The sequence below is a fragment of the Kitasatospora sp. NPDC058063 genome, assembly GCF_042885395.1.
Classification (GTDB): Bacteria; Actinomycetota; Actinomycetes; order Streptomycetales; family Streptomycetaceae; genus Kitasatospora; species Kitasatospora lactacystinica.
Map to the genome: position 1 here is coordinate 140,328 of NZ_JBHVSD010000001.1, position 16,553 is coordinate 156,880.

13 protein-coding genes, 1 rRNA gene and 3 pseudogenes are annotated in these 16,553 nt (G+C 71.3%); 5 read left to right on the forward strand and 12 right to left on the reverse strand.

All coding sequences use genetic code 11. The features are described 5' to 3' along the window. Positions 1-2: 2 nt before the first annotated feature. The 6 genes and pseudogenes from cydB to ACFVUY_RS00720 form a co-directional block, all read right to left on the reverse strand. A complete protein-coding gene (gene cydB / locus ACFVUY_RS00695; RefSeq protein WP_387726438.1) occupies positions 3-1,028 on the reverse strand; it encodes a cytochrome d ubiquinol oxidase subunit II in 1,026 nt (341 codons plus the stop codon). A gap of 33 nt (positions 1,029-1,061) precedes the next feature. After that, positions 1,062-2,606, reverse strand: coding sequence for a cytochrome ubiquinol oxidase subunit I (locus ACFVUY_RS00700; protein ID WP_387726441.1), 1,545 nt, complete (start codon positions 2,604-2,606; stop codon positions 1,062-1,064). Between the two features lie 534 nt (positions 2,607-3,140). Next, positions 3,141-4,046 carry an LAETG motif-containing sortase-dependent surface protein gene (locus ACFVUY_RS00705; RefSeq protein ID WP_387726443.1) on the reverse strand — a complete coding sequence of 302 codons (906 nt, stop codon included), beginning with the start codon at positions 4,044-4,046 and terminating at the stop codon, positions 3,141-3,143. A 237-nt stretch (positions 4,047-4,283) separates the two neighbouring features. Then, positions 4,284-5,783, reverse strand: a complete 1,500-nt coding sequence (locus ACFVUY_RS00710; protein ID WP_387693992.1) for a sensor histidine kinase — start codon at positions 5,781-5,783, stop codon at positions 4,284-4,286. Positions 5,784-5,795: 12 nt separating this feature from the next. Further along, positions 5,796-6,584, reverse strand: coding sequence for a response regulator transcription factor (locus tag ACFVUY_RS00715; protein ID WP_359914346.1), 789 nt, complete (start codon positions 6,582-6,584; stop codon positions 5,796-5,798). 188 nt (positions 6,585-6,772) lie between these two features. Then, positions 6,773-7,303: pseudogene (locus ACFVUY_RS00720) on the reverse strand (sigma factor); the annotation flags it as partial. A gap of 198 nt (positions 7,304-7,501) precedes the next feature. Between ACFVUY_RS00720 and ACFVUY_RS00725 the strand changes: the two are divergent. The 3 genes from ACFVUY_RS00725 to ACFVUY_RS00735 all read left to right on the forward strand — a co-directional run bounded on the left by ACFVUY_RS00725 (position 7,502) and on the right by ACFVUY_RS00735 (position 9,183). Beyond that, positions 7,502-7,984, forward strand: coding sequence for a nuclear transport factor 2 family protein (locus ACFVUY_RS00725; protein ID WP_387726446.1), 483 nt, complete (start codon positions 7,502-7,504; stop codon positions 7,982-7,984). Positions 7,985-8,071: 87 nt separating this feature from the next. Then, positions 8,072-8,188, forward strand: a 5S ribosomal RNA gene (rrf, locus tag ACFVUY_RS00730). A gap of 281 nt (positions 8,189-8,469) precedes the next feature. Continuing rightward, complete coding sequence (locus tag ACFVUY_RS00735; protein ID WP_030246527.1) at positions 8,470-9,183, forward strand: IclR family transcriptional regulator; 714 nt, start codon at positions 8,470-8,472, stop codon at positions 9,181-9,183. Positions 9,184-9,308: 125 nt separating this feature from the next. Here the strand turns inward: ACFVUY_RS00735 and aspS are convergent, their stop codons facing one another. Together aspS and ACFVUY_RS00745 are read right to left on the reverse strand one after the other, a co-directional pair. Beyond that, positions 9,309-10,616 (reverse strand): aspartate--tRNA(Asn) ligase, encoded by a 1,308-nt coding sequence (gene aspS / locus ACFVUY_RS00740; RefSeq protein WP_387726449.1) that lies wholly within the window; start codon positions 10,614-10,616, stop codon positions 9,309-9,311. A gap of 247 nt (positions 10,617-10,863) precedes the next feature. Beyond that, a complete protein-coding gene (locus tag ACFVUY_RS00745) occupies positions 10,864-11,217 on the reverse strand; it encodes a UBP-type zinc finger domain-containing protein (protein ID WP_387693994.1) in 354 nt (117 codons plus the stop codon). 263 nt (positions 11,218-11,480) lie between these two features. Between ACFVUY_RS00745 and ACFVUY_RS00750 the strand changes: the two genes are divergently transcribed. Both ACFVUY_RS00750 and ACFVUY_RS00755 read left to right on the forward strand, forming a co-directional pair. Beyond that, a complete protein-coding gene (locus ACFVUY_RS00750) occupies positions 11,481-12,086 on the forward strand; it encodes a YceI family protein (RefSeq protein WP_387726451.1) in 606 nt (201 codons plus the stop codon). A gap of 239 nt (positions 12,087-12,325) precedes the next feature. Continuing rightward, positions 12,326-14,563: a transglycosylase domain-containing protein gene (locus tag ACFVUY_RS00755; RefSeq protein ID WP_387726454.1), complete on the forward strand. Its 2,238-nt coding sequence runs from the start codon at positions 12,326-12,328 to the stop codon at positions 14,561-14,563. 115 nt (positions 14,564-14,678) lie between these two features. Here ACFVUY_RS00755 and ACFVUY_RS00760 read toward each other — a convergent pair. The 4 genes and pseudogenes from ACFVUY_RS00760 to ACFVUY_RS00775 all read right to left on the reverse strand — a co-directional run. Further along, positions 14,679-14,768 (reverse strand): annotated as a pseudogene (locus tag ACFVUY_RS00760) (hypothetical protein); the annotation flags it as partial. Between the two features lie 70 nt (positions 14,769-14,838). After that, a pseudogene (locus ACFVUY_RS00765) lies at positions 14,839-15,234 on the reverse strand (alkyl/aryl-sulfatase); the annotation flags it as partial. Positions 15,235-15,711: 477 nt separating this feature from the next. Next, the gene (locus ACFVUY_RS00770) at positions 15,712-16,113 is read right to left on the reverse strand and encodes a hypothetical protein (RefSeq protein ID WP_387726457.1); all 402 of its coding nucleotides are present in this window, start codon (positions 16,111-16,113) and stop codon (positions 15,712-15,714) included. 217 nt (positions 16,114-16,330) lie between these two features. Beyond that, a complete protein-coding gene (locus ACFVUY_RS00775; protein ID WP_387693998.1) occupies positions 16,331-16,534 on the reverse strand; it encodes an EF-hand domain-containing protein in 204 nt (67 codons plus the stop codon). Positions 16,535-16,553 lie beyond the last annotated feature (19 nt).

Below are 16,553 nucleotides of genomic sequence, written 5' to 3' on the forward strand. Positions count from 1 at the left end.
CGTCAGGCCTGGTCGAGCGGGGCGGCCGGGTTGTGCCCGGGGATGTGCTGGACGCCGATCCGCTTGCGGAACACCCAGTACGTCCAGCCCTGGTAGAGCAGCACCAGCGGGGTGAAGATCGCCGCCACGACGGTCATCACCTTCAGCGTGTACGGCGAGGACGCGGCGTTGCTGACGGTCAGGCTCCAGTCCGGGTTCAGGGTGGAGGGCATGACGTCCGGGAAGAGCGCCAGGAAGAGCATCGCGACCGCGGCCACGATGGTCGCCCCGGAGAGGCTGAACGCCCAGCCCTCGCGGCCGAGCTGGTTGGCCGCCAGGGCGCCGAGCAGGGCGACCACCGCGACGATCATCGCGGCGAGGCTGCGGCCGTTGCCGTGGTCGGCCTGGGTCCAGATCAGGAAGACCAGCGCCAGCACGGCGGTCACCAGACCGGACAGCAGGGCGGCCCTGCGGGCCCGCTCACGGATCTCGCCGACCGTCTTGAGCGCGGCGAACACCGAGCCGTGCAGGGTGAACAGGGCGAGCGTCACCAGGCCGCCGAGCAGCGCGTACGGGTTCAGCAGGTCCCAGAGGGTGCCGATGTAGTTCTTCTGCGCGTCGATGTCCACGCCGCGCACGATGTTGGCGAAGGCCACGCCCCAGAGGAAGGCCGGGAGGAGGGAGGTCCAGAAGATGGCCTCCTCCCAGTTCCGCTGCCAGCGGGCGCCGTCGCGCTTGGCCCGGTACTCGAAGGCCACGCCGCGGACGATCAGGCAGACCAGGATGACCAGCAGCGGGATGTAGAAGCCGCTGAAGAGCGTCGCGTACCAGTCCGGGAAGGCCGCGAAGGTGGCGCCGCCGGCGGTCAGCAGCCAGACCTCGTTGCCGTCCCAGACCGGGCCGATGGTGTTGATCAGCACCCGCCGTTCGGCGGTGTTGCGGGCCAGCGGCTTGGTGAGCACGCCGATCCCGAAGTCGAAGCCCTCCAGGAAGAAGTAGCCGATCCACAGGACCGCGATCAGCACGAACCAGACGTCGTGGAGTTGCATGTCAGATCCTCAGTTCCCCGGTGTCCCGGCGCCTCAGTAGGCGAAGGCGAGCGGCTTGTCGGCGTCCCCGTCCGAGGACGGTCCGCGCAGCGACGGGTCCTTGGTGGGCGGCTGCTCGGTCACCACCGGGCCGGCCTTGGCGTACTTGACCAGCAGCCGGACCTCGATGACCGCGAGGATCGCGTACAGGGTGGTGAAGGTGGCCAGTGCCCCGATCTGGGTGCCGACACCGACGTTGGGGGAGACGGCGCTGGCCGTGGTCATCAGGCCGAAGACGGCCCAGGGCTGACGGCCCATCTCGGTGAAGATCCAGCCGAAGCTGTTGGCGATCAGCGGGAAGCCCATGGTCAGGATGCCGATCCGCCAGCTCCACTTGGTCAGCAGCGGCCCGAGCTCGCGCTTGGGGGTGAGCATCAGCCGGGGCACCTCGGTCTCGCCGGTGCGGAACTCGGGGCGCAGGAAGAGCTTCCTCCGGGTGGTCCACAGGCCGATCAGGCCGGCCAGGAAGGAGGTCATCCCGAAGCCGATCATGAGGCGGAAGCCCCAGTAGGTGACGAAGATGCTCGGGATGTAGTCCTTGGGGTCGCCGCCGTGCTGGGCGGCCTCGGCGGCGGCGGTGTCGTTGATGCCGGGGACGGAGGAGCTGAAGTCGCTGTGGGCGAGGAAGGAGAGTATTCCGGGGATCTCCAGGGCGACCGAGTTGTGGCCCTTGCTGACGTCGCCGACCGCGAAGACCGAGAACGGGGCCGGCGCCTGGGTCTCCCAGAGCGCCTCGGCGGCGGCCATCTTCATCGGCTGCTGCTCGAACATGACCTTGCCCAGGGTGTCGCCGCTGAGCGCGGTGCCGGCGCCGAAGACGACCGCGAGCACCAGGCCGAGCCGAAGCGAGGTCCGCATCGCGGCGGTCTTCCTCGGGTCGGCGGTCCCGGGCTTGCGCTTGGCCTTCCAGAGGTGGAAGGAGGCGATGCCGACGACGAAGGCCGCGCCGGTGAGGAAGGCGGCGGTCAGGGTGTGGAAGACGACCACGAGGGTGGTGTTCTGGAACAGCACCTTGACGACGTCGGTCAGTTGGGCCTTGCCGGTGACCGGGTCGATCGCGTAGCCGACCGGGTGCTGCATCCAGGAGTTGGCGGCCAGGATGAAGTAGGCGGAGAGCACGGTGCCCAGGGCCACCATCCACATGCAGGCACAGTGGATCTTCCTCGGCAGCTTGTCCCAGCCGAAGATCCACAGGCCGATGAAGGTGGACTCGAAGAAGAAGGCGATCAGCGCCTCCATCGCGAGCGGGGCGCCGAAGACGTCACCGACGAAGCGGGAGTAGTCGGACCAGTTCATGCCGAACTGGAATTCCTGGACGATTCCCGTGACCACGCCCATCGCGATGTTGATGAGGAAGAGCTTTCCCCAGAACTTGGTGGCGTGGAAGTACTTCTCCTTGTTCGTCCGCACCCAGGCGGTCTCCAGACCGGCCACGATCGCGGCCAGGCTGATCGTGAGCGGGACGAAGAGGAAGTGGTAGACGGTGGTGATGCCGAATTGCCATCGCGCGATGGTCTCGTGAGCGATTGCCAGTTCCACGTCGCCCTCTCTCCCAACCTGCCCGCGTGACGACGGGCATCTTCCGGACAAACTTCATCTATAGCCGTAGACCGTTGCTCAACCACGCAAGCTTGTCCGCTTGTGAACGTGAACACGTTCACAAGGAGCAGTATCCACCATCCTTACGAGGGAACTGCAGGTGGGGTGGGTTTGACAGCCCGGTGCGCTGCGCCACGGCCGCGGTGCGGTCCGCACAGTCTGCGGACCCCCCGCGGGCCGGGGCAACGAACGACGGGGCGGACGGCCGGAAGTTGTTGGCCGAACCGGCGCTTGACAGGCTCGCGACCCGGTCGCCCCGGCCGGATCCGCGTGCTACCGGCGTCCGTCCGGCCGGCGGGAGCCGCGCGACGGCTCCGCCGGGTGCACCCGATCCGGGGGTCCGGGGTCCGAGGTCCAGGGGCCGGGGCTGGGGTCCGGGGGCCGGGAACGCCGGAACCGCAGGACGGGCCGGGGCCTGTCCTGCGGTTCCGGGGTGGTCGCGTCGCCCTCCCGAGCGGGCGCGACCGGGGTGGGTCAGGAGGTGGGGCGGGTGGCCGGCTTGCGGCGGGAGACGTAGAGGGCCGCGGCGCCGAGGCTGATCGCGAGGCCGGCGCCCAGGGCAAGGTACGGGGTGGCCGGGTTGGAGCCGGTCTCGGCGAGTTCGGTGGTCGAGCCGGTGGTGGCCCGGGTGCTCGACGTGGTCGAGGTGGTCGACGTGGTCGAGGCGGTCGACTTGCCGGTGGTGCCGGCCTTGGCCGCGGTGGTGGTGCTGGAGACCGGGGTGACCGCCGCGGGCTGCTCCGCCGGCTTCTCGGCGGGCTTCTCGGCGGGCTTCTCGACCGGCTTCGCGGCGGCCGCCCTCGCCTCGGCGAGGGCCTGGTCCGCGGCGGCCTTGGCGGCGGCCGCGGCCTTGGTGGCCTGATCCGCCGCGTGGATCCGCCGGAACGCCTCGACCCGGGCGTCGTCCAGGGCGTTCCGGGCGGCGGTCACGGCGGCCTTGGCCTTCGTGTCCGCGGCGTTGGCGGCGTTCGCAGCGGCGTACGCCTTGTTCAGCCGCTCCCTGGCCGCGGGCAGCTCCTCCTCCGTGGCGACGCGGAACGCGTCGGAGGCCGCCTCGGCCTCCTTCCTGGCGGCGTCCTTGGCCGCGGCGGCCTTCACCGCGGCGGCCTTGGCCTCCTCGTACGTGCCCTGGTAGGGCTGGGAGTTGTCGAGGAAGGCGGAGGCCTCGGCCTGCACCTTGGCCGCGTTGGCGACGGCCGCCGTGTACGCCTTGGCGGCGTCGGCGGCGGCCTGCTCCAGTTCGGCGATCGAGCCGTTGTCGCTCCGGGTCTGCGCCGCGGCGGCCGACTCCGCGAAGGCGGGTGCCGCGGAGAGCACCACGGCGGGCGAGACGACGGCGGCGACGAGGGCGGCCGAGACCAGCGAACGGCGGAGTTTCACAATGACCCCTTTCGGGCCTGCAGGAAAGCAAAAGCCTCGGCCGGAACGGAGTCCGACGGCCGGGCAGCACCGATCATAGGCATACGCATTCTTGACGCTCCATGCCGGATTCCGGCAACGACCGGGCGCCGTGCCTTCCTGCTTCGCCGGGGAATTGACGAGTCGACAAAGTCGGGAGCGGACCGCTGCGCAAAGGCCGGAATTCCCGACATTCGGGCGAACCCGCAGGAAATCCGGTCAGTGCTGGCAGGGCAGTTCGACGCGGAAGGTGGCGCCCTCGCCCGGGGCGGTGTGCAGGGTGAGGGTGCCGCCGTGGGCGCGGGTGAGGGCGGTCGCGATGGCGAGGCCGAGGCCGGCGCCGCCGCCGTTGTCCCGGCTGCGGGAGGGGTCGACCCGGAAGAAGCGGTCGAAGACCCGCTGGGCCTGCTCCTCGGTGAGGCCCGGGCCGGAGTCGGCGACCTCCAGCAGGCAGACGCCACCGGGGTCGGTGCCCACCCCGATCCGGACCGGGGTGCCGGGCGGGGTGTGCTTGACCGCGTTGCCGACCAGGTTGGTGACCACCTGCCGCAGCCGGGCCTCGTCGCCGATGACGGGCGCGGCGCCGGGCGCGCCGGTGCCGGCCGGGCCGGTGAGCGCGACCGGGCGGCTCGGGTCGAGGGCGGTGAGGTCGTGCAGCGCGTCGGCGGCGAGGGTGCGCAGGTCCATCGGGGCGAGGTCGAGCGGGCGCTCCTCGTCCAGCCGGGCGAGCACCAGCAGGTCCTCGACCAGGGCGCCCATCCGGTCGGCCTCGCTCTCGATCCGGGTCATGGTCCGCTTGACGTCGGCCTCGGCGGGCAGCGCGCCCATCCGGTACAGCTCGGCGAAGCCGCGGATCCCGGCCAGCGGGGTGCGCAGCTCGTGCGAGGCGTCGGCGACGAAGCGCCGCATCCGGGCCTCGGACTCGGCGCGGGCCGCGAAGGCCGCCTCGATCTGGGTGAGCATCCCGTTGAGCGCGACCGACAGCCGGCCGACCTCGGTGCCCGGGGAGAGCTCCGGCATCCGGTGCGACAGCTCGCCGGCCGCGATCCGCTCGGCGCCCTCCTCGATCCGGCGCAGCGGCCGCAGCCCGGCCCGTACGGCGAAGAGGCCGAGCGCGGCGATCACCACCAGGACGCCGCCGCCGATGGCCAGGAAGGAGGTGCGCAGCTTGCCGAGGGTGGCGTCGATGTCCTCGCGGGAGACCGCCACCATGACGTGGGTCGGGGTGACCGCCGGCGAGGCGTACGCGCTGGGGTTGGCGGCCTGCCCGCGGGGGGTCTGGAGCGGCAGCACCAGGACCCGCCAGCGGTGCTGGCCGCGCTGGTCGGGCAGGTCGAAGGGGACGTCGGGGGCGGTCCGGGTCGGGTCCAGTCCCTCCAGCTGGGGCGCCGGGTCGCTGTCCGAGACGGGCTGGCGCATCAGCGCCTGGACCTTGCCGTCCGAGGAGAGGTACTGCACCAGGTACTGGCTGGGCAGGCTGACCCGCCGGCCTGCGACGGCGGGCCGGCCGGCGGTCTGCGCGGTCAGCTGGCCCGGGGGCTTGCGGGAGAGCGGCGGCCCGTAGCGCTGGAGCTGTTCGTCCAGCTGCTGCACCAGCTGGCTCCGGACGGTGCCGAGCACGAAGGTGTCGCTGACCGCGAGCCCGGTGGTGACCAGGGCGAGCACGAGCACCAGCAGCCGGGCGCGCAGCGACATCCGGGCGGAGAAGCGGGCGAGCACGAGCGGACCCGGTCAGCCCTGCGGGGGGCGGCGCAGGGCGTAGCCGATGCCGCGCACGGTGTGGATCAGCTTGGGGCCGTGCGCCGGGCCGGAGTCGAGCTTGCGGCGCAGGTAGGAGATGTACGACTCGACGATGGAGAGATCCCCGCCGAAGTCGTAGGCCCAGACGTGGTCGAGGATCTGCGACTTGGAGACCACCCGGCCGACGTTGGCCATCAGGTAGTGCAGCAGCTTGAACTCGGTCGGGGAGAGCGAGACCGGGGTGCCGCCCCGGGTGACCTCGTGGGCGACCGGGTCGAGGCTGAGGTCGGCGACGATCAGCCGGCCGTCCTCGGCGGGCCCGCCGGCCCGGCGCAGGATCGCGCGGATCCGGGCGATCAGCTCCTCCAGGCTGAACGGCTTGGTGACGTAGTCGTCCGCCCCGGCGGCCAGGCCCTGCACCTTGTCGCCGACGCCGTCCTTGGCGGTGAGGAAGAGCACCGGCAGGTGGTCGCCGGGGTGCCCGTGGGCCGGGCCGGCTATCTGTCCGCGGCTGGTGCGCTCGCGCAGCTTCTCGACGACGGTGAAGCCGTCGAGGTCGGGGAGCATCACGTCGAGCACGACCAGGTCGGGGCGCTCGGCGGCGACCAGTTCGAGCGCCTCGGTCCCGCTGGCGGCGGAGGCGACGCGGAAGCCGGAGAAGCGCAGCGAGGCGGAGAGCAGCTCGCGGATGTTGGGTTCGTCGTCCACGACGAGCAGGAACGCTTCGCCCTGGCCCCCGGCCACCGTGGAGCCGCCTGGTGTGGTGACAGTGCCTTGCACGGGGCTTTCGCCTCCCGGTCGGACGATGACGTTCAGCATGAGGCTAGCCCCCGGAGGCTATGCGGCATGGATGAATGTTGGATTAACACCTTATCGGTCGGTTTTTGGACGATCGGCGCACAGGGGCAGGCTCGATGGTGTGCGCACGGGCGTGGACACGACGGACGCGCGCCGGACGGGGGTGATCAGGCCCCCGGCGCGGCCCGGGCCTGCGCGGCCCGGATCCGGCGGTGGGCGGAGGCGGCCAGCCGGCGGCAGGCGGCCGGGCTGCGGCCGACGATCGCGGCCACTTCGACGAAGGGGTGGCCGAAGACGTCGTGCAGGACGAAGGCGACCCGTTCGGCCGGGGTCACGGCCTCCAGAGCCACCAGGAAGGCCGTGCTCACCGTCCCGTCCGGGGTGATCCGGTCGGCCGGGTCGGCCGCGGGGTCGGCCGCCGGGGCCGCCGCGGGGTCCGTCCACTCCCGGCACGCGGGCAGCGGCTCGGGGATCCACCCTCCGACGTGGCGCTCCCGCCGTACCCGGACCGAGCTGAGCCGGTTGAGGCAGATCCTGCTGGCCACCGTGGTCAGCCAGCCGCCGGACGAGACGATCGCCTCCCGCTCCCGCCGGGGCAGCGCGTACCAGCGGGCGTACGTCTCCCGCACCACGTCCTCGGCGTCGGCCGGCGAACCGAGCAGCCGGTACGCCAGGTCGATCAGCCGGCGCCGCTCGCCCATGATCGCGCCCGGGCCCGGCTCGGTCGTGGTGCCGACCCCTGCTTCCCGCACCGTGTCCCCACCCCTTCGACTCGACGGCTCTCCGCTCCTCCTATGACAGCGCGGCGGCCCGCGATGTGACGCCTTCCCGCTCATGTCACATTTCGAGCGGCTGTTCTGTCGTATCCGTCGTACCGGTGCAACGGAACGGAGAACCCGATGAACGACTTCCAGGCGATCGCCGACCGCGTCGAGATCACGGCCCTGCAGGCCGAGTTCACCGACGCGGTGATGATGCGCGACCGCGCCCGCCTCGCCGCGCTGTTCACCCCCGACGGCGTGCTGCGGATGCCCGACGTCCCGATCGAGCTGACCGGCCCGGAGCAGATCCGGGCCGGCGGCGAGAAGCTCCAGGAGCAGTGGGACTTCTTCATCCAGAACACCCACCCGGGGGCGGTCGTGATCGACGGCGACACCGCGACCGGCCGCGCCCACATGTACGAACTCGCGCGCCTCAAGGACGGCCGGCAGGGGATCAACCACGCGATCTACCACGACCGGTACCGGCGCACGGCGGACGGCTGGCGGTTCACCGAGCGGGTCTACGAGACCCGCTACCTGGACACCAGCCCGCTGCCCGGCTCGGCACCGGGCCCGGCCCGGCCGACCCCGCGGACCGGCCCGACGGACGCCGGCCGCTGAGGCCGCGGAATCCCCTCGTTTTCCCTCCTGCTATGATTTGCAGCGAGGCGAAGGCAATGCTTTCGAGCAATTGCCCGGCCCGATCATTTCGGTGGTCATAGCGAGAGGGAAACGCCCGGCTCCATTCCGAACCCGGAAGCTAAGCCTTTCAGCGCCGATGGTACTGCAGGGGGGACCCTGTGGGAGAGTAGGACGCCGCCGAATTCTTTTTACGGCCCCTGCCGTGTCCGACAGTGACACGGCAGGGGCTTTTTTTATTTCCCCCGCCGCTCCCCCCACCGTTTCTCCCGTCATTCCCCCCGCCGCTCCCCCCGCCGCTCCCCCCGCCGTTTCGCCGCCTGCGGTTCCGGTGCCGCGGCACGCCCTCCGGCACATCCAGCATGTGAGACCCGAAGTCCCGGAAGAGCCGCTTTGCGGGTATCTGAGAGGATGGCGAACATCGAAACGGACTTGCGTCTCGCTACCTGAGACTGCAATATCATGCTATGGACAACACTAGCGGCGTCGGCGTTCTCGACAAGGCCGCTCTGGTGCTCAGCGCACTGGAGTCGGGCCCCGCCACGCTGGCGGGGCTGGTCGCCGCCACCGGTCTGGCGCGCCCCACCGCCCACAGACTCGCCGTCGCACTCGAACACCACCGCCTGGTCACCCGCGACATGCAGGGCCGCTTCATCCTCGGCCCCCGCCTGTCCGAACTCTCCGCCGCCGCCGGCGAGGACCGACTGCTCGCCACCGCGGGCCCCGTCCTCACCCACCTGCGCGACGTCACCGGGGAAAGCGCGCAGCTCTACCGCCGCCAAGGCGAAATGCGCATCTGCGTCGCCGCCGCCGAACGACTCTCCGGCCTGCGCGACACCGTCCCCGTCGGCAGCACCCTGCCGATGAAGGCCGGCTCCGCCGCCCAGGTCCTCCTGGCCTGGGAAGAGCCCGAGCGCCTCCACCGGGGCCTCCAGGGCGCCCGCTTCACCGCCACCGCGCTCAGCGGCGTCCGCCGCCGCGGCTGGGCCCAGTCCATCGGGGAGCGGGAGCCGGGCGTCGCGTCCGTCTCCGCCCCCGTCCGCGGGCCGTCCAACCGCGTGGTGGCCGCCGTCTCCGTCTCCGGCCCCATCGAGCGCCTGACCCGCCACCCGGGCCGGCTGCACGCCCAGGCCATCATCGAAGCCGCCAACCGGCTCACCGAGGCCCTGCGCCGCAGCTGACGGAATCCGGCCGACGGACACGACGGCCGACGGACACGAGAGAACGGGCCGCGCCCGAGGAAGAGACCTCCTCGGGCGCGGCCCGTTCCGTCGTTCCGTGCGGTTCGAGTCCTACGGTTCGAGTCCTACGGTTCGAGCCAGTGCGGGCCCCGGAAGAGGAACGTCGCCTCACGGATCGACGGCAGGCCCAGCGCCAGCATGAGCAGCCGGCCGAGTCCCAGACCGAGTCCGCCGTGCGGCGGCGTGCCGTAGCGGAAGCAGTCGAGGTATCCGGAGAGCGGCCCGGTGTCCATGCCCTTCTCCCGGGCCTGGGCGACGAGGCGGTCGTACCGGTGCTCGCGCTGGGCGCCGGTGGTGATCTCCACGCCCTTCCACAGCAGGTCGAAGGACTCGGTGACGGTCGGGTCGTCCTCGGGCCGCAGGTGGTAGAACGGCCGTACGGCGGCCGGGAACCTCGTAACGAAGACGAACTCGTGCCCGGTCTCCTCGGCGATCAGGGCGCACAGCGCGCGCTCGCCCTCGGGGTCGAGGTCGTCCTTGACGCCCTCCCGGTCCCAGCCGGTGGCGCGGAGCCGGGCCAGCGCCTCGGCCATCGTGATCCGGGGGAACGGCAGCCCGGGGACCGTGACCGCGGTGCCGAAGTGCTCGGCGATCGCCGCACCGTGGCGTTCGGCCACGGCCGCCAGGACGCGGTGCAGCATCCGCTCCTCGAAGGCCATCACGTCCTCGACCCCGTCGATCCAGGCGATCTCGACGTCGACCCCGGTGAACTCGGTGGCGTGCCGGGAGGTGAAGGACGGCTCGGCCCGGAACACCGGCCCGATCTCGAAGACCCGGTCGATGCCGCCGGCGATGGCCATCTGCTTGTAGAACTGCGGGGACTGGGCGAGGTAGGCGGTGCGGCCGAAGTAGCCGACCTCGAACACCTCGGCGCCCGACTCGGAGGCCGTCCCCATCAGCTTCGGCGTGTGCAGCTCGGTGAAGCCCTCCTCGGCCGCCACCTCGCGCATCGCCCGCTCGACGGTCGTCTGGACGTCGAAGACCAGGTGCTGGGAGGGGCGCCGGATGTCGAGGAAGCGCCAGTCCAGGCGCTGGTCGATACCGGTCTTCTCGTCGATCGGCAGCTTCGGCTCGGCCGGTGAGACCACCTCCACCCGGGACGGGACGATCTCCAGCCCGCCGAGCTTGACCTGCGGGTTGGCGACGACCCTTCCGGTGATCTTCACGGCGGACTCGACCGTCACGCCCTCGAAGGCGGCCTCGACGGCGTCGCCCTCCCCACCGCGGAGGTGGGTGACCTGCACGAGACCGGTGTGGTCCCGGACCAGAACGAACTGGATGCGCCGCTGGAGTCGGAGCGTGTTCACCCACCCGTAGACGGTGACCGTCTCTCCGAGGTGCGCGTGGAGCTCTACGACAAGGGTGCGCGTCATGACAGGGGACCCCCTGGGGTGCGGGCGCGTTGGTCGCGCCACGTCGACGGGCGGTAAACGGCCGCCCTGGGCGCGTTCACCGTAGAGGATCAAGCTCGCGGGAGTCGCCCGGTTTTCCGCCGTGTCCGGGCGGGCGGACAGCGCCCGGCGGCCCCTCGCGAGGCGCAAGGGGCCGCCAGAACGATTCGGTTGTGACCGGCTCGGTTGTGACCGGCTCGGCTGTGCCCGGCCGAATGCCGCGGGGCCGTCAGTGCAGCCGCGACTGCCAGTCGGCGGGGACCTTGCCGGCCGGGCCCGGGGTGGGCTGGTCGGCCGGGTGGGCGGTGGGCGGCGCCAGCGGCGGGCCCTCGTAGTACGCGCCGGTCTCCAGGTTCCAGAACCAGTCCTCGCCGGGCTCGAAGCTGACCAGGAACGGGTGGCCTGCCCCGCGGGCGTGCTTCGTCGCGTGCTGGGCGGGGGAGGAGTCGCAGCAGCCGATGTGGCCGCAGGCCGCGCAGCGCCGCAGGTGGAACCACCACCCGCCGCCGGCCAGGCACTCCGCGCAGCCCTCGCCGCTGGGCATCGCGGTGGGGTCGATCCCCGGGATCGGCTCGCCGGTCATACCTGCCTCCTCGGCTGGGCGGTCCGTCCCCACCAGCCTGGCCCGGTCGCGGGGGTGCTGCCAGTCCGGCGGGCGGCCGCGGCGGTGCCGCCGGTCCGGCGGAGGTGGCGGTGCTGCCGGTCCGGCGGAGGTGGCGGTGCTGCCGGTCCGGGGGAGGCGGCGGTGCGGGTCGGCCGCCGTCCGGGCGACCGCGGGCCGGCTTCGTCCTACGCTGGCTGGAGGGGATCCCGGGGACCCGCCGGCCACCACCTCACGGAGTCGCCATGGCCACCACGAAATGGTTCTTCGAGCCCAGCCACACCGGTGCGGAGTTCCGCGCGAGACACATGATGGTCACCTACGTGCGCGGCCAGCTGAAGAACGTGCACGGCGTCCTGGAGGTCGACCCGGACGCGCCGGAGCAGGCCAGGGTCGAGGCGACCATCGACGCGACCCAGGTGTACACCGGTTCGCCCGAGCGGGACGCGCATCTGCGCAGCGCCGACTTCTTCGACGTCGAGCACCACCCGACCTGGAGCTTCGTCGGATCACAGGTCCACCAGGTGAGCGCGAGCGGCTTCGAGGTCACGGGCCGGCTCACCATCCGCGGCGTGACCCGCCCGGTCACCTTCGACGTGGCCTACCTCGGGCAGTGGGACACCCCGTGGTGGGAGGACGGGCGCGACCTGGGCCCCCGGCGGCGCGCCGGATTCACCGCCAGCACCCGGATCAACCGCCAGGACTTCGGCGTGAGCTGGAACGACGTGGTGGACCGGGGCGGCACGGTGGTCGGCAACCTGGTCGACGTCGAGGTCGACGTCGAAGCGGTCCTGGAGAGCGCTCCCGGGACCGGGGACGCCGCCCCCGGGACCGGAGGTGCCGCCGCCTGACCGGACGCCCGCAACCTTTCGGCCCGCCCACCGCATCACAGTGAGTGCAGGACCACGGGAGGGGGCGGCGCCGCACACGGATCGGTCCGCATTGCGTACGGACCACTCAATTCCCCCGCATTCATTCAGTGCGTACACGACCCGCCCCGCCGGAGCCGGTCCCCCGCCTGTTGCACAGCCGTGACAACCACGCCCGAAAAACCGTTCGGCCGGTGACTTTCACCGGTTAGCATTCCGGAATGGATTCGAACCACCCCCCGATATGGAGTTCCGCCGAGGACGCGACCCCCAAGCCGCCCCGCAAGGCGCCGCTCCGGCTGGCCCGCTTCGGTGCGACCTTCCTGGGGGTGAGCGTGGTGTCCGGCGTCCTGCTGGCCGGCCTCGCCCTGCCCGTCGCCGGCGGCATCGGGCTGGCGGCCAAGAACACGGCGGAGGGGTTCGAGGACGTCCCCACCGACTTCAAGACCCCGCCGCTCACCCAGGCCACCCAGATCTTCGACGCCAAGGGCGGGCTGATCGCCAAGGTCTACGAGCGCGACCGCACCGTCATCACCGCCGAGCAGATGTCACCGTTCATGCGGCAGGCCCAGGTCGACATCGAGGACGCCCGCTTCTACGAGCACGGCGCCGTCGACCTCAAGGGCGTACTGCGCGCCATCAGCAAGAACGCGGAGAGCGGCACCGCCTCCCAGGGCGCCTCCACCCTGACCCAGCAGTACGTGAAGAACGTCAACGTGGAACAGGCCGGCGACGACCGGGACGCCGTCCTGGAGGCGCAGCGCAAGACCCTGGGCCGCAAGATCCAGGAGCTCAAGGTCGCCATCAAGCTGGAGGAGGAGGTGCCGAAGGACCAGATCCTCACCAACTACCTCAACATCACGTACTACGGGAACGGCGCCTACGGCGTGGAAGCCGCCTCCCAGCGCTACTTCAGCAAGAGCAACAAGGACCTGACCGTCGCCGAGGCGGCTACGCTCGCCGGGCTGGTGCAGAACCCGTCCCAGTACGACCCGAAGCTGCACCCGCAGGCCGCGCAGAACCGCCGCGACACCGTCATCGACAAGATGCTGGAGAACAAGCACCTCACCGCCGAGCAGGCGAAGGAGGCGAAGGCCGCCCCGCTGGGCCTCAACTTCAAGGCCCCGCAGAACGGTTGCATCACCGCCCAGGCCGGCATGGGCTTCTTCTGCGACTACGTGCGCCACGTGGTCAAGCAGGACCCGGTCTTCGGCAAGAGCGCCGACGAGCGCAAGAAGTTCTGGAACCAGGGCGGCCTGAACATCTACACCACGCTGGACCCGGACAAGCAGGCCGCCGCCCAGAACGCGGTGAGCAGCAACGTGCGGGTCACCGACACCGTGTCCGCCGCCGCCTCCATGGTCGAGCCCGGTACCGGCAAGATCCTGGCGATGGCCCAGACCCGCCCGTACGGCCTGGACACCAACCAGAACCAGACCGTCGTCAACCTCAACGTCGACGCGGCGATGGGCGGCGGCAACGGCTTCCAGCCCGGCTCCACCTTCAAGCCGGTCGTCGCGGCCGCGGCACTGGAGGCCGGCCTGCCGGCGACCCAGGAGTACTCGTCCCCCAACAAGCTCGAGTACCCGACGATGAAGACCTGCGAAGGGACCTGGAAGAACGACGCCCGTCCCAAGACGGTCGTCCCCAACGAGTCCGCGAGCGAGAAGGGCCCGTACCAGCTGAAGATGGCGATGGCCCTCTCGGTCAACACCTACTTCATCCAGATGGAGCAGGAGATCGGCCTCTGCGCGGTCAAGCAGATGGCCAACAAGCTCGGCATCACCACCAAGGCCAGCGGCAAGCCCCTGGAGGAGGTCCCCGCGATGGCCCTGGGCGTCGAGGAGATGAGCCCGCTGACCATGGCCAACGTCTACGCGACCTTCGCCGCCCAGGGCACCCACTGCGCCCCGGTCGCCATCAACCGGATCACCACCGTCGACGGCAAGGACGTCCCCGTCCCGGCCGGCCAGTGCGAGAAGGTGTTCTCCGACTCGACGGCGCGGGCGCTGAACACCGTCCTGAACGGCGTGACCGAGAACAACGGCACCGGCGCGGCGCTCAGCCTGGAGGACAACCGGCAGATCGCCGGGAAGACCGGCACCTCGGACCGCAAGCGGGCCGCCTGGTTCAACGGCTACACCCCGCAGCTCGCCACCGCCGTCTGGATCGGCGGCCCCCAGGGCGGCGTGGAGATGCGCAACATCACCATCAACGGGAAGTACCGCACCGAGGTCTTCGGCGCCGACGGCCCCGGCCCGATCTGGCGGGACGCCATGAACCAGGCCCTGCGCGGCACCCCCAAGCAGTCCCTGCCGATGGCCGACATCCCCGACCCGGCGCCCAAGACCAACCCGAACAGCACCGGAACCGGGGCCCCCACCGGCCCGGCACCCGGCGCGGGCCCGGCGACCGCACCCCAGCCGGACCCGCAGCAGCCCGACCCGCAGCAGCCCTGACCGCGCGTCCCGCGCAGCACCCCGCCCCGCCGAGCATCAGTTCGGCGGGGCGAGGTGCTTCAGCGCCGACCAGGTCGGCGTTGCGCCAAGTGCCGTTCTCGGCGCCGTAGCCGAGGTGGGTGAGGACCTTGGCCTGGAGGTCCTTGGCCTGCTGGAGGGCATCCGCGGAGATCCCGCTGTCCTGCGCCGCGGTGCCGAAGACCACGTGGTTCAGCAGCTCGGCCTCCCAGCGGAAGCCCTCCGGGGTGTCCTGGCCGTACGCCTCCGCCGCCGGTGTGGGTGGCGTTCTCGGCGATGCACAGCGCCCTGGCGTCCGGCAGGTAGATGCTCATCTCCGCCGGGGCCTCGGTGCCCGGGGTGAGCTGGAACAGCAGCCGCACGCCGGCCGGCTCGTACTGGCACAGCCCCGACCGCCAGGGGATGACGTAGGCCTGCTCGTTCCACTGCGCCTTCGGAACCGGCTGGTGCTCGGGCCCGCCGATGTGGACGGTCGGCGGGACGAGGGTCACCTCGCTGGTGGAGATGGTCAGTCCCAGGCCGGCACCGACCTGCCCCGTCGGCCCCTTGTCGAGCTGCGCCGCGTCCATGTACTGGGCGCGCCGCGCCATCGCCGGGCCGGCACAGATGTTCTCGCTGACGGCGTGCTCAAGAAAGCCCTCCGGCGCGACGACGGAACTCGTACGCGGTGAAGTCCCGGACGACCTTCTCTCCGCTCTTGCGGGACACGATGACCGGGACGTCCGGCGGGGCGATCATGAACCGGCTGGCGTCGGCGAAGTCCCGGCCGTCCTTCCCATCGGCGGCCCGGCCGTGGGCTCGATGGGCTCGGTGTGCTCGGGCATTTCGGGCATGGCGAAGCCACCTCCACATCGCTGCGTGCGAGCGTCGCAGTGCGACCCGGTCACGCTATGCACGCACCCCGTCACTCACAAGCGCGCCGATCGAGCCACTATCCGGACCAGAACGGCCGGAATCCGGTGCAATGCCGCATCCGCGCGCACAGGAAGTCGATGCCGCCGACTTCCCGTGCGGTGAGCGTCCATGCCCACCGCGGCGATGATCTGCTGGACGTCGACGACCGTGGGGAGAAGCTTCGGCGCGGGAAGTCGGAACGGCCGACTTCCTGCGCCGAGTTGGTGGGCGGGGCGTCAGCCCGCCTTGGGGAAGGCGGCCCGCAGGGCGGGGGTGCGGGTGAGGACGGCGACGGCGACCAGGGCGAGGGCCGAGAGGCCCTGGAGGACCGCGTACCAGACCGGGCAGAGGCCGGGGATCGCGTCGACCGCGATGATGGCGATCGGCATGACGGTGGAGAGGGTGCGGACCCGGTCGAAGGCCTTGAAGGAGCCGCCGGCGGCGCGGGTGGCCAGCCGGTGGAGGAACGGGGCGATGGCGAGGAAGATCACCCCGCGGATCCACATGAACGGGGTCGTCGGGTGGCCGGTGGCCGCCATCACGGCCACTGTGCCGAGGACGACGGCGCCGGCTGCACCGAAGAGCCCGATGCACTTCTTCACCGTGGTGAAGGTGTCCTGGTCGGTCGTGGTCGCCATGGTTCTTTCCCCTCCGTGTCGTTGTGGGAACGACGCTACGGAGCGGACGGGCGGCCGGGTATGGGTCCAGCCCCACAGCGGGGTGGGGCTGGACCCACCCCCGGAGGGAACACCGGCGGCCCCTTGCGGGAAGCAAGGGGCCGCCGACGCGACTGCCGCGCGCGAGAAGTCGGCATGGCCGACTTCCTGCGCATGGGGCGACCGTCCAATAAAGCGACTACCTGACGATCGCGGCGAATTCTTCGAAGCTGATCCGGCCGTCGCCGTTGTCGTCCGCGAACTTGAAGAGCGCCTTGGCGTTGGCGTCGCTCACCTTGGGGTTCTCCTGGAGGTGGGCCTTGAGCTCCACGGCGCTGATGTAGCCGTCGCCGTCGGTGTCGATCTCGTCGAACTGGGACTTCTTGTTGTCTGCGCTGCTCATGGGATTCCTTTGAGAGGAG

Bases quoted from the DNA above. Each gene is read 5' to 3' on its own strand.
- aspS (WP_387726449.1), bottom strand. From the start codon at position 10,616: ATGACGCGCACCCTTGTCGTAGAGCTCCACGCGCACCTCGGAGAGACG.
- ACFVUY_RS00755 (WP_387726454.1), top strand. From the start codon at position 12,326: ATGGATTCGAACCACCCCCCGATATGGAGTTCCGCCGAGGACGCGACC.
- ACFVUY_RS00745 (WP_387693994.1), bottom strand. From the start codon at position 11,217: ATGACCGGCGAGCCGATCCCGGGGATCGACCCCACCGCGATGCCCAGC.
- ACFVUY_RS00735 (WP_030246527.1), top strand. From the start codon at position 8,470: ATGGACAACACTAGCGGCGTCGGCGTTCTCGACAAGGCCGCTCTGGTG.
- ACFVUY_RS00725 (WP_387726446.1), top strand. From the start codon at position 7,502: ATGAACGACTTCCAGGCGATCGCCGACCGCGTCGAGATCACGGCCCTG.
- ACFVUY_RS00775 (WP_387693998.1), bottom strand. From the start codon at position 16,534: ATGAGCAGCGCAGACAACAAGAAGTCCCAGTTCGACGAGATCGACACC.
- ACFVUY_RS00770 (WP_387726457.1), bottom strand. From the start codon at position 16,113: ATGGCGACCACGACCGACCAGGACACCTTCACCACGGTGAAGAAGTGC.
- ACFVUY_RS00750 (WP_387726451.1), top strand. From the start codon at position 11,481: ATGGCCACCACGAAATGGTTCTTCGAGCCCAGCCACACCGGTGCGGAG.
- cydB (WP_387726438.1), bottom strand. From the start codon at position 1,028: ATGCAACTCCACGACGTCTGGTTCGTGCTGATCGCGGTCCTGTGGATC.